Source organism: Pseudomonas anguilliseptica, assembly GCF_021375795.1.
Taxonomy (GTDB): domain Bacteria; phylum Pseudomonadota; class Gammaproteobacteria; order Pseudomonadales; family Pseudomonadaceae; genus Aquipseudomonas; species Aquipseudomonas anguilliseptica_A.
Genome location: NZ_JAEIOI010000001.1, coordinates 900872 through 913032, shown reverse-complemented (window position 1 = coordinate 913032; position 12161 = coordinate 900872). Strand labels below are relative to the sequence as shown.

General features: G+C 58.7%; 9 protein-coding genes. 2 read left to right on the top strand and 7 right to left on the bottom strand.

The window, feature by feature from the left end; all coding sequences use genetic code 11:
* Positions 1-26 precede the first annotated feature (26 nt).
* Both IOD17_RS04190 and IOD17_RS04185 read right to left on the bottom strand, forming a co-directional pair.
* Complete coding sequence (locus IOD17_RS04190; RefSeq protein ID WP_233683829.1) at positions 27-674, bottom strand: MBL fold metallo-hydrolase; 648 nt, start codon at positions 672-674, stop codon at positions 27-29.
* A 2-nt stretch (positions 675-676) separates the two neighbouring features.
* Positions 677-1696, bottom strand: a complete 1020-nt coding sequence (locus IOD17_RS04185; protein WP_233683828.1) for an AraC family transcriptional regulator — start codon at positions 1694-1696, stop codon at positions 677-679.
* A 401-nt stretch (positions 1697-2097) separates the two neighbouring features.
* On the opposite strand from IOD17_RS04185, the gene IOD17_RS04180 reads away from it, so the two are divergent.
* Positions 2098-2937 (top strand): metal-dependent hydrolase, encoded by an 840-nt coding sequence (locus IOD17_RS04180; protein ID WP_233683827.1) that lies wholly within the window; start codon positions 2098-2100, stop codon positions 2935-2937.
* A gap of 108 nt (positions 2938-3045) precedes the next feature.
* Here IOD17_RS04180 and IOD17_RS04175 read toward each other — a convergent pair whose 3' ends face one another.
* Positions 3046-3987, bottom strand: coding sequence for an alpha/beta fold hydrolase (locus IOD17_RS04175; RefSeq protein ID WP_233683826.1), 942 nt, complete (start codon positions 3985-3987; stop codon positions 3046-3048).
* Positions 3988-4066: 79 nt separating this feature from the next.
* Positions 4067-4747, bottom strand: coding sequence for a TetR/AcrR family transcriptional regulator (locus tag IOD17_RS04170; RefSeq protein ID WP_090382661.1), 681 nt, complete (start codon positions 4745-4747; stop codon positions 4067-4069).
* A gap of 84 nt (positions 4748-4831) precedes the next feature.
* Here IOD17_RS04170 and IOD17_RS04165 point away from each other — a divergent pair, with 84 nt between their 5' ends.
* A complete protein-coding gene (locus IOD17_RS04165) occupies positions 4832-5701 on the top strand; it encodes a hypothetical protein (RefSeq protein WP_233683825.1) in 870 nt (289 codons plus the stop codon).
* Here the strand turns inward: IOD17_RS04165 and IOD17_RS04160 are convergent.
* From IOD17_RS04160 to IOD17_RS04150, 3 genes are all read right to left on the bottom strand, one after another.
* Positions 5690-8413, bottom strand: a complete 2724-nt coding sequence (locus IOD17_RS04160; RefSeq protein WP_233683824.1) for a LuxR C-terminal-related transcriptional regulator — start codon at positions 8411-8413, stop codon at positions 5690-5692. The two genes, IOD17_RS04165 and IOD17_RS04160, sit on opposite strands and share 12 nt — an antisense overlap.
* A 279-nt stretch (positions 8414-8692) precedes the next feature.
* On the bottom strand, positions 8693-10060 hold the full coding sequence (locus IOD17_RS04155; RefSeq protein WP_233683823.1) for a DUF1329 domain-containing protein: 1368 nt from the start codon (positions 10058-10060) through the stop codon (positions 8693-8695).
* 34 nt (positions 10061-10094) lie between these two features.
* Entirely contained in the window at positions 10095-12029 is a 1935-nt protein-coding gene (locus IOD17_RS04150) for a DUF1302 domain-containing protein (RefSeq protein WP_233683822.1), read from the bottom strand.
* Positions 12030-12161 lie beyond the last annotated feature (132 nt).

Sequence of the window (12161 nt, the reverse complement as noted above, 5' to 3'; positions counted from 1 at the left end):
CAGTAACGCCTGGCAACCCAGTGTAATCAGGCGCGGATAAACGGGTTTTCGCGCATTTCATCACCCAGGCGGGTATCCGGGCCGTGGCCGGTGACCACCGTGGCATCTTCGTCCAGGCTATAGAGGCGCTGCTTGATCGAGCGCTCAATGGTCGAGTAATCACCGCCCCACAAATCCGTGCGGCCGATACCGCGCTTGAACAGCGTGTCACCAGCGATCAGCAGCTTGTCCTGGGGGAACCAGAAGCTCATCGAACCCGGCGTATGCCCCGGTGTATGCAAGGCCACGCCGCAACCGCAGGCCAGCTCCTCGTCATCACTCAACCACTGATCCGGCGCCGGCACCGGCGTGTAAGGCACACCGAACATGCGGCACTGCATTTCCAGGCTGTCCCAGAGGAACTGATCCTCTTTATGCAGATGCAGCGTCGCCCCGGTCTTCTCCTTCATCTGCCCGGAGGCGAGGAAGTGATCCAGATGGGCATGGGTATGAATGATGCTCACCACCTTCAACCCATGGGCCTCAAGACGCGCCATGATCAGATCAGGATTACCACCCGGATCGACCACGATGGCCTTCTTGGTCACAGGGTCGCCGATGATCGTGCAGTTGCACTGCAAAGGCCCGACGGGGAAGGTTTCGCGGATCAGGGTCGGGGATGCGGCAGAACTCATGGTTATTCCTCAGCGCGGTAATCGCTGGGCAGTTTACCCGTCCATTTCTTGAACGCACGGCGAAAATTCGACGGGTCGCTGAAGCCCAGCAGATAAGCGATTTCGTAGAGCGGCAAGTGGGTGGTGGTGAGGTATTGCAAGGCCAGGCTCTTGCGTACTTCATCAAGCACTTGCTGGTAGCTGGTGCCCATGCTCGACAGGTGCCGGCGCAGGCTGCGACCACTGGTGTGCAAGGCATCGGCGGCGCTGGCCAGGTCGGGGAAGTCACCGGGCCGCGCCAGCAGTAAGCGACGCACGCGGGTCAGCAGACCATCCTGTACATCCAGGCTGGCCAACAGCGCTTCGCATTGTTGCTCGCACATCTGCACCGTGGCCGGGTTAGCCAGGGCCATGGGCCGGTCCAGATAGCTGATCGGCATGCTCAGGCGGTGGTAAGGCTGCTCAAACGCCACCGGTACACCAAACAGACGCTCGTAGCGTTCGGCGTAGTGCGGTGCGGCATGGGCAAAGCCCACCTCCACCTCTTGCAAGCGCTCGCCCACCAGAAAGCGCGCGATGGTGTAGAGGCTGGTCAGCAAACCCTCGGCTGCAAAACGACTGAGCGGCCCCAGCGGCATCGACTCGCTGGCGCGCAACTCGATGCGCGCACCCAGTTCGACCATTTCCAGTTCATAGGTCAGGCCCAGTACACGGTAATACTTGAGGGCGAACTGCATGGCCTTGCCCAGGTTGGCGCTGGACAGCACCGCATAACCGAGGATGCCGTGAGTCGAGACATTCAGCCGCTGCCCGAGCAGCAGGCCCAGCGCCGGCTCGTCACACAGGCGCAGAGCGCTACTGGTGAGCTGGGTGAAATCGATAAAGGACAAACGCCCCTGCGGATTGCCCAGCACTTCGGGGCGCACCCGCGCCTCGGCAAACAGCTGCGCACGCGGTACGCCAAGTTCCTCGACCAGGTCGAGCAAGGCAGCGGCGTAGGCAACAGGAACCAGTTCGGCAGAGAAATTCAGTGATGGCTTCATGGTTTTCTTATTATCTGGCCAGATATGACCACCGACAGCGACGATAACCCTGTTCGACAAAAACCGACAAGGGCCGCCCTGCGGCACAGCCATCGCCTTATTCAGTCTGTGCAGTCGCTGCATGGCCCGCTCCATACTCGGGGCTTGTTCAGGCAATCACCACAACCGAAGGTTGGGCGCATGCAGGGCGCGGCCGTCACAGGAGCTGATTTTCGCTGAGGCATGGCTCTAGCCTGGGCAATAGAGCATGCCGATGGTGCTCAGAAAGCCTCACAGCGCTTGGTACACTCGTGCAAAATTGGCCATATATGACCGAAACATTGGCTGTTGTGAACCTTTGCCGAGCCGCCTGGTGAATCCATAGTGAGACCACGCTTCAGTCACAGACTCAGGGAGTCAGCATGGTTAGCACTACCCCGGAAGGTTTGCAGATTCGTCCACGGCATATGGATTTCGATTTTCCCAATCCGCTGCCCCGCCACTGGCACAGCGGCGATGCCTTCAAGACCCATTTGTTTGATGCCATGTCGGTGCTGTTCCCCGATGGCGAGCGCTTCTTTATCGACTCGGTGCGGCACTTCCGCGACCAGATTGATGACCCGGTGCTGAAAGAGCAGATCCGTGGTTTTATCGGTCAGGAAGGCCACCACAGCCGCGAGCACCTGGAGTACAGCAATCGTCTGCGAGACCTGGGTTACAACATCACCCGTATCGAAAAACGCGCCCAGGCACGGATTCGCTACACCCAGAAGAAGTTCTCGCCGCAAAGGCAACTGGCGGCCACCGCCGCGCTGGAACACATCACCGCGATCATGGCCGATGGCCTGCTCAAGGACCCGAAACATCTGGAGGGCGCACACCCCACCATGGTGCGGCTGTGGCGCTGGCACGCGCTGGAGGAAACCGAGCACAAGGCGGTGGCCTTCGACGTGTACAACCAGGTCTGCGGCAGCCGCAAACTGCTGCGCAGGGCCATGATGATGGGCACCTTCTTCTTCGTACTCGACACCACCCGCGGCCTGGCGCATATGCTGAAGCAGGACGGCCTGCTGTGGAACTGGCGCGTATGGCGCGACGGCATTCAGTGGATGTGGGGCAAGGAAGGCGTGTTCCGTCCGCTGATCAGCACTTATCGCGACTTCTTCAAGCCCAACTTCCACCCCTGGGAGCACAACAACCTGGAGTTGCTCTACCAGACCCGTACGGAGTTCGATCTGCCTGTACAAAGCCAGGCGGCCTGAGGCGGGCGCTGCAGCCAAACAACAAGGGAGCCAGATGGCTCCCTTTTTTATTCCTCTGTTGCTCACCGACTGCGGCAGCTGTTGCCACCGCAATCGACTTCTGTTCGATCAGCCCTGAAGAAAACGCAGGGTATCGGCCGCGCTTTGCTGCGGGATTTCTTCCATCGGAATGTGCCCAACACCCGGATAGGTTTTCACCTGAATCCCCGGCAGGTCGCGCTGCCAAAGCGGCACATGCTTGGGCGAAATCCAGCGGTCACGTTCGCCCCACAGCAGCAGCGTCGGTGCCTGAATCTGCGCCACCCGCGCTGGCGTGGTGTGCAGCTCTTCCTTGTTGACCTTGAGCAGCACGCGGAAGATATCCATCATCGCCCGACGATTACCCGGCCGACGCGTCAGATCGTTGTAACGGTCCACCACACCCGGCTTGATCCGCGCCGGCTCGCCGTAGACTTCCTTGATGCCCTGGGCGATCAACGCGCGTGGCATCCACAGCGGCATGGCCACGGTGGCACCGGGTAAAGCAGCGGCGGCAATCATCCACGGCACCTTGTGCATGTGATAACCGGCCGGGTCGATCAGCACCAGCTTCTCCACACGTTGTGGCTGTGCCAGGGCAAAGTTCCAGGCGATATAGCCGCCCAGGGAATTGCCAACAATCGAGGCTTTATTCACGCCGAGGTAGTCGAGCAACAGACCGAATACCTTGATCATCCGCTCGGCGGAATACACGCCATCACGGGCCGGGCCGGTGAGGCCGAAGCCCGGCACATCGAAACGAATCACCCGGTAATCAGCGGCAAAGGCTGGTAGCCAGTCATCCCAGGTGTGCAGCGAGGCGACTACGCCGTGGATCAGGACCAGCACTGGTTTGTCGCGGCTGCCCTCGTCGCGGTAGTGCAGGTTGAAGCCGTCGAGTTCGATATAGCGCGAGCCGTTGGCGGCATTGCCATAGCGCGTTTTGAGACGTTCCAGCGGCAGGGCACCGAAGCCCAGGCGGGCAAAACCGGCCGCCAGCGGTGGCGTCAGCGAGAGACTGGAAGCAGACATGCAGGCACCTCTAGATTGTTGTTATGAGAAAGACACATCCGGGCTATCAGAGCATGTACGCCTAGAGCTGACGCCTAACCTAGGTTGAGCCGGACGCAGGACACAGCGAGGCGATCAGCAGCTCACTGAGCACACGCTTGGCCTGTTCGATTTCTTCGCGTTTGGCAGCGCGGCCAAGCAGCTCCAGCGAGGCCGCTTCCATGGCCCAGATCAGTGCACGGTAGGTCAGTGGGTCCGCCGCGCGGGTCGCGCCATGCAGGCGCTCGGCCAGCAACCGCGCCATCTCCGTGTGCGCACGCTGCCGATGTGCGGCCAGCGGTGAATCGGCGCGCAGGGCTTCTTCCTGCATCAGGCGGATAATCGGCCCGACCGCCAGGTGATAGTCGAAGTAACGCCCGACCATGCCCTCTAACCAGGCCTGTGGGCTGCCGGCAATGCTCTGCATTTCACTGAAGCGCGACAGCAGCAGGGATACCGCCGTCTGGTAGATGCCTTCGAGCACCTGCATCTTGTTCTCGAAGTATTTGTAGAAGGTGCGCCGAGACACATTGGCCGCCGCCAGCAGGTCATTGACCGTGGTGTCTGCCAGGCCCTTGCGGGCAAATACCGGAATTGCCGCCAGCTGGATATTGGTGCGCTGCAGGTGGCCGATCAGTGGCCCGTCGCCATCCTGCTCTTGCTGCTGGGCCACCGCGCCGTAACCGCCAAGGTCTTCAAATACCGCGCGAACGGCACCCAGTTCTGCCAACGCCTGCTGCATCGCACACTTCCCAACCAAGGCGCGGGTGACGCGAGCCGCCAAGCTGGTTACGCTGGGCCACGCCTACTCCGCAGGATTGTTCTTGTGCCGCACACGCTACCATCACGCCGTACCCTACCGCTGGCCATCCTTTTGCTGGTTCTGCTTGCGCCCGTGCAGGCCACCGAACTGTTCTACCTCGGGCAGAAGATTCCGGATATCCACAAGCCCTGGAACAGCGCCGACTACCAGCAACTGCTGGAAGCGCTGAACAAGGTCGACAACACTCAGCTCAACGCCCTGCCCCGGCGCAGTGGCGAGTTCACCGGGCCGATCTATCAGCGCATGGTCAGCGAAGAGAATTTTCGCCCGCAGCTGAACATCTACGCCCCGCTGGAACTGCGACAGAACGAAGCCCGCGAAGCGTTATTCCGCCTCAAGGAGTTGATGCGCCTGTATTTTGATTTCCGCGCCGTGCAACAGCCCTATGCCGCCGAAGCATTGGGCCTGATGAGTTATTCACTGCGCCAGCAAGCCGTGCTGTTTACCCTGACCACCGAATTCTGGATGACCCTCTCGGAAAGCGAGCAAAGTAACCCGGTGCGCCTGCAAGGCCTGCATGAAACCAAGGCAGCCGCGGCCATGCTTACCTCCAGCGCCCTGGACTATCTGGGCCTGACCAAACAGTTTGGCCGTGAAGAACTGGTGCTCTATAGCGCCGAACTGAGCAAGCAGCTGCCCGAGCTGTTTATCCATTTGAGCGGTGAGGTGCGTGAAACCCTGCTGCAACGCGTCGAACAACTGGCGCAGCAGCACGCTTATGCCGAGGTGCAGCAGAACATGCGCGAACTGCAGCCGGTGCTGCTGAGCATCCAGCAGGATGTACAGGCCAAACTGGCCGCAGCAGCGGCGCAACCACGCAAAGCGCCGGCACGCAGTCTGGATCTGTCAGTGCCGGCGGAATCAGCGCAGTAGGCCGAGGCTCTTGGCCCTCGCCACGGCCTGGGTGCGCCGCTCCACCCCAAGCTTGCTGTTGATATGGCGGGCGTGAGTCTTGACCGTGTGCAGGGAGATAAACAGGCTGTCGCTGATCTCCTGGTTGGAACAGCCCTGGGCGATCAGTTGCAACACAGCCAATTCCCGCGAGCTGAGTGCATCGACCACAGCGGCATAATCATCCTGACTGACCAGCGGCTGTGCCTGCGGCAAATGCTGTTGCAGGGCCTCGATCAGCGGACCGGCCTCCTGCCCCAGCAACTGCTCACGTAGCCATTCGGGCTGTCGCGTGAGCAAGCCATGGAACGGCAGCAAGCCACCACCGGCCGCCGCTTGCAGGGCACTGCGCAACTGCTGCTGGGCCTCGCGTTCGCGCCCGACGTCACGCAGCAGCTCCGTCAGTTGCATCTGTGCAATCGCACCAAGCAACTGTCCACCAGCGTTCTGCGCCAGCTGACTCAAGCCGCGCAAACGTCGCTCGGCCTGTTCATCCTCGCCCTGCAAACGCTCGTAAGTGGCCAGGTGCAGCAGCACATGCAACGGCAGCTGTGGATGAAACTCCGGCGCGGCAGCCGCCTGTTCACCGCCATAGGCATCCAGCAAACGACTCAGCCAGACACCGGCTAGCTCGGTCTGCCCCTGACGCAACCACAGCTCGCATTTGGTAAGGGTGATCATCGCCAGGTAGTAGATCGGCGGAATGTCCCAGATATGCATCAACCGCTCGGCCTCGGCCAACTGGGCAAAAGCTTCTGGCAGGTTACCGTTGCGCCCTTCCAAACTGGCGAGCACGCAATAACCGATCAGCACACTGATATCGCGGCAACCCCGCGCTTCGGCAATTCCGGCCAGCAGGCGCTGACGTGCCTGTTGTGATTGCAGGCGCAGGCTCAGCAGATAGCCTTCGTAGAGGGTTAGTCGTCCGCGTGCAGCGTACTGCCGCTGGGCAGGTAGACTGCTCAAACGCTGCAGGCCCTGGCGCACCTCATCCAGCGCCCGCAGAACCTCACCACGGGCTTGCAACACCCGTGCGCGGTCGTAGTGGGCCAGAGCCTCAAACAGCGGGTTACCGACCCGCTGTGCCAGCTCCAACGCTTCGCGATTAAGCCCACGCGCCCGCCACAGATCACCGTGCACGATCGCCAGGTTGGCCAGACTGGACAGGCACATCAGGCGCTGCCCGTAGCGATCCAGCGGCAAGCAACTCAGCGCTTCACTGCAATAGGCCTGAGCCTTGCTGCTGTCACCACGACCGCGAGCAATCACGCCACTCAGGGCCAGCCACTGGGCCAGCAGACCTTCCTGCTCACTGTGCTCGCGGGCCGGCAGAAAGCGCCCCAGTTCAGCCAGCAGTTCTTCGGCGGCATCCAGCTGACAGGCCAGCGCCAACGCCCAGCCGTAGAGCAGAATCAGACGTGGCGTACTGGTCAGCAGGCTGTCCGGCAAGTCCATCTTCCAGCGCAGCAAAGTGGCGACATTCTGCTCGGCCAGCAATTGTTCTTCGGAGAGGTTCTGCACCAGATTCGCCGCTACGTCCGGCTGACCCGCGCGCAACGCCTGCTCGATGGCTTCATCCAGCAGGCCCTCGACGCTGAACCAGCGACACGCACGCAAATGCAGGCCTGGGGTTGGCTGAGGCCGACTGCGCAGCAAATCGGAAAACAGGTGGTGATAGCGAAACCATTTGCCCTGCTCATCCAGCGGCACCAGAAATACCTGATGCGCCTGCAGGTGACGGAGAATCGCCGCGCTGTCATGGGCATCACGCAGGGCATCGCACAGCTCAGCGCAGAAGCGCTCCTGGCTGGCCGTCTCATAGAGAAAAGCCTGCACATCAGCCGGCTGGCGTTCGATCACCTCTTCCAGCAGGTAATCATGAATCAGCCCGTCACCACCCTGCACCAACGCCGGTAACGCCGCTGACTCCTGCGCCTCACTGACGGCCAGCGACCACAAGCGCAGCCCCGCGACCCAGCCCTCACTGCGTTGCAACAGCGCGGCCAGCGCATCTGCCGACAGCTCGGCACCCTGCAAGCGGAGCAACGCAGTGCTTTCAGCATCGGTCAGGCGCAGGTCCTGCTCGTGCAACTCCAGCAACTGACGCGACAAGCGCAAACGCGCCAGGTGCCAGTCCGGACGCTGACGACTGGTCACCAGAATCAGCAGGCCCGGCGGCAGATGGTTGAGAAAGAACTGCAGACAACGATCCAGCACCGCGCCCTGCGCCAGGTGATAGTCATCCAGTACCAGCAACAAGGGCTGCTGCGGATCAAGGCGCACAGCCAGCTCATCGAGCAGGCCATCAAGCCACTCCTCAAAGGCAAACGGCTGGTGCCGTTGACGCAGGCGCAACAGGCCAAGCGCCTCCTGGCCAACGCCCGGGAAGAACTGCTGCAGCCCGCTGAGCAAGCGCTCAAGAAACCGCCCCGGATCACTGTCACGCGGACTAAGGCCCAACCACAGGCTTTGCCACTGCTCCGGCAGGTGCTCGCAGAACTCGATAGCCAGTGAACTCTTGCCAAACCCGGCCGGCGCGCTGACCAGCAACAAGCGCCCTGCCAAACCACCGAGTAAACGCTCACACAAACGCGGACGCGGCACATAGCTGGCAGGTAACGGCGGCCGATAGAAGTGCCCACCCAGTATGTTGGGCGCGGCTACCAAGCCAGGAATGCGGGACAGATCAGTCATCAGCCGGTTTCTTGTAGTAGTCAGGCAGAGGCACTACCAATGCCCCGCAGCCTAGCGCCTTGACTCACGCATTTGAAGCCCCTGCCGCCATCAGGTAGCAAACTGCAATGATTGCTTATCCATCTGCCGCATAGTGCTGGCGCGAGCCAGACAAACTGACGGTTAGCGGTTTCATATCGGCAAAGTCGCAAACGCGACAACGACCAACCACCGCGCTAAAAGCCTGCGCATAAAAAAACCGGCCACAAGGGCCGGTTCTTTATGCAGCATGACTCAGGTTTAGCGCACGCCAGCCTGGCGCAGGGCCGCTGGGGTGTAATCGCTTTCCTTGGCCGGGTAGTCGAACTCGTAAGCGCTCTTCTCTTCGTTCTTCATACCCAGAGCCAGGTAACGACCAGACAGCAGGTCATACAGGGTCTCTACGCTGTACCACGGCACTTTCTTGTCGTAGTAGTACTGAGCATGGGCTTCAGCCACACGCCACAGGGTACCGCGACCGTCGTAGTGGTCGATGGCAGCTGCTTGCCAGGTGTCCTCGTCGAGGTAGAAGTCACGCTTGGCATAGATATGACGCTCGCCCGATTTCAGGGTTGCGGTCACATGCCATACGCGGTGCAACTCGTAACGAGTCAGATCCTGGTTGATGTGGCCAGCCTTGATGATCTGATCATACTTCAGCTTCGGCGAGTCCAGACGGTAGCTGTTGTAAGGGATGTAAATTTCCTTCTTACCTTCCAGCTTCCAGTCGTAACGGTCAGGAGCACCGTTGTACATGTCGAAGTTGTCGGAAGTACGCAGGCCGTCAGCGGCGGTACCTGGACCGTCATAGGAAACCTGCGGAGCACGACGCACACGACGCTGACCGGCGTTATACAGCCATGCCAGACGCGGCTCTTTCACCTGGTTGAGGGTTTCGTGTACCAGCAGTACGTTACCTGCCAGACGCGAAGGAGCGGTTACGCGCTGTTTGAAGTAGAACAGTACGTTGCTTGGCTTGCTGGTATCGGCATCTTTCAGTGCACCACGGAAGGTGAACTCATCCTGGAAGTAAACCAGGCTGTAAGAGCCATTCGGCTGCGGAGTAGCCTGGGTTACCAGACGCTTCACGCTGCCACCACGGTAGCGGGTGATGTGGTTCCAGATGGCTTCCAGACCGTCTTTTGGAATCGGGAAGGGGTTAGCCTGCTCGAAGTTTTCCAGACCGTTACCGCCCTCGACCAGCTTGGTGTTGGTGGCGTTGTTCTTGGTAGCCGCGATGATGAAGTCTGGCACGCTGGCCGAACGATGAGTCGCGAATACCGGCATTTTGTAGCTTTCCGGATAACGCTTGAACATCGCCAGCTGGCCAGGGGTCAGCTTGTCTTTGTACTGATCCACGTTCTGGGCAGTGATGGTGAACAGCGGTTGCTCACTCGGGAACGGATCCGAAAGGAAACCTGCGCCATCCACAGTACCCGCATTGGCCGGCAGACCGCCCGTCCAGGCCGGAATCGAACCGTCAGCATTACCCGCCATCTCTGCGCCCAGCGGCGTCAAAGTGGTTCCCAGTTTGGCAGCCTCATCCGGCGATACCGCTGCCATCACACCGCTAGCCAGCAGCGAGAGTGTCAGCGCACCGGTTTGCAGCAGACTTTTTGTTGTTTTCATAGTCATAGTCGTCCTCAAAATCTCGTCCGCTTACTTAGAAGTTCACGCCAAAGCTGAGCGCAACGAAGTCGCGGTCAACAAGAGTGTTGTATTTGCCACCGAAGAAATCGGTATAAGCCAGGCTGGCGGTGTAGGTGTTCTGATAGTCGGCATCCAGGCCCAGGCTGACAGCCTTGGCACCTTCAGTGAACAGACCGTTCGGGCCGTAGCCGTCTACGTCATGCGACCATGTAACGCTTGGACGCAGGTTCACACCCGCGAATACATCTGGATAGTCCCAGATAGCACGAGCGCGATAACCCCAGGAAGTAGAGGTGACAAAACCGTCATCTTCACAATACTTACTAGCATTCTTAGCCTTAGTGTTATTCCCCAAGGTAGCAACGTTAAGACCAGTACATGCATCAAACACACCTACACCAGCAATGGCGTAATTCCCAGGAAGCGGCCCAGGTCCATAAATAGGATCACGACCATAACGAACATCACTGGTATCTTCCAAACCACCTACATGAGCGATACCAATCTCACCAACTAAGGTAAGACGGCTAGCCCCCATCACTTGATCAAAGAAATGGGTGAAAGTAGTTTGGAACTGAGTAATTTCTTTTCGACGATAACCATGAAGATCTTCGCCAGGCGAGCCATTCAGAAGAGATACGTTACCAACGCCACCGGCTAAGAACCCCGCAAAACCAGGGTTGAATCGACTATCAGCTAAAGGACGAAGTCCTGCATAGAGCACATCTGTAGAGTTCAGCTGAAGGGGTGCGTTAGGACGATAGCTAAGCTCGCCGGCCCATGAAGTTCCAGTAGGTAGGGTAGTCGCAAAACTCATACCATATAACTGGATATCTTCAGGATACTCCATGAAATAACTAGAGTTACCGGCTACGCGCAAAGGTGTCAACGCTCCGAACGGCCCCATTGTTGCTGCGTTATAAAACCGAGCATCAGCACCTGTCGCACTAAACATAGGAGTACGACTGTGGTAGTTCATTGCATAAAAGCCAAGCTCTGTGTCAAGTGGCTCGAACAAGTAGCGGAACGCGAGGCCAAACTGGCCACTATCTCGAGCATCGCGGTCGGCGCCTCGAGGAACAACAACACCTTCGCTAGAGAACTCAACACCACGCGCCTCTAGAAATGGAGCACCGGCATTACCAGTAAGAGCCTGCACGGCCTCACGAGTACGCAGCACTGCTAAGTTACTATCGCAGCCATCTGCAACAATATCTGGTTGGGCAAAGAAAGTACCGCAGTTATCTACGACTGTCTGATCCCATTCCAGCTGATAAAACGCTTCCATCGAAAGGTTTTCAGTCAAACTCTGGGCAATATAAAACATATTAACCGGAATCAAACCTTCTTTGATTTCAGCACCCGGACGACGGAATGCAGCAGCGTCCACTGGGTTAATTGCGTTTATGCTGTTCTGGATAAAAGTACTTTCACCCCAGCTAACCACTTGCTTGCCAAGACGAACAGAACCTGGCTGATCACCGATCGAATAATTATGATAAACAAAGGCATCGAGAATTTGCGCACCAGAAGACTGTGCACCTTCTTTACGATTGCTATCACTAATATCCTTGAACAGACGACTCTCGTCCTTCAGCTCAAAGTCATACCAGTACTTACCACGAACAAATACACCAGTATCGCCGTACTTCAACTCAAGGTCGTGGGTACCCTTGAAGATTTTCGAAAAGGTTTCACCTTTCTTAAAATTCATTTTGCTGTCGTCGGATGTCTGCGAAAGACCACGACCGCCGTTATTGAAACCAATCAGATCTGGATCGGAGCCACGCACCGACCAACTGGCACCAACCGACAGAGACGAGTCGAATTGGCCTTCGATCTCACCGATATTGAAAGTAACGCCGAATGCAGGTGCGGCGAGGGTGGATGCGAGGCTGACGGCCAGTGGCAGTTTTGCCAGGCGCCAGGTTTGTTTTGTTTTTGTCATCGACGCTACTCCATGTGTTTTTTGTTATGGATGGTGCGGACTATAGCCAGCGGGTACTTCTGCTTGATCCCTCGAAAGTGTGATTTGCAGCCCCCAGGCACTCTGGCTCGCAGGTTTCGGCGTGTTGAGCAC

Excerpts from the sequence above, each read along its gene's own strand:
- IOD17_RS04190 (WP_233683829.1), bottom strand. The coding sequence starts at position 674 with ATGAGTTCTGCCGCATCCCCGACCCTGATCCGCGAAACCTTCCCCGTC.
- IOD17_RS04185 (WP_233683828.1), bottom strand. The coding sequence starts at position 1,696 with ATGAAGCCATCACTGAATTTCTCTGCCGAACTGGTTCCTGTTGCCTAC.
- IOD17_RS04180 (WP_233683827.1), top strand. The coding sequence starts at position 2,098 with ATGGTTAGCACTACCCCGGAAGGTTTGCAGATTCGTCCACGGCATATG.
- IOD17_RS04175 (WP_233683826.1), bottom strand. The coding sequence starts at position 3,987 with ATGTCTGCTTCCAGTCTCTCGCTGACGCCACCGCTGGCGGCCGGTTTT.
- IOD17_RS04170 (WP_090382661.1), bottom strand. The coding sequence starts at position 4,747 with ATGCAGCAGGCGTTGGCAGAACTGGGTGCCGTTCGCGCGGTATTTGAA.
- IOD17_RS04160 (WP_233683824.1), bottom strand. The coding sequence starts at position 8,413 with ATGACTGATCTGTCCCGCATTCCTGGCTTGGTAGCCGCGCCCAACATA.
- IOD17_RS04155 (WP_233683823.1), bottom strand. The coding sequence starts at position 10,060 with ATGAAAACAACAAAAAGTCTGCTGCAAACCGGTGCGCTGACACTCTCG.
- IOD17_RS04150 (WP_233683822.1), bottom strand. The coding sequence starts at position 12,029 with ATGACAAAAACAAAACAAACCTGGCGCCTGGCAAAACTGCCACTGGCC.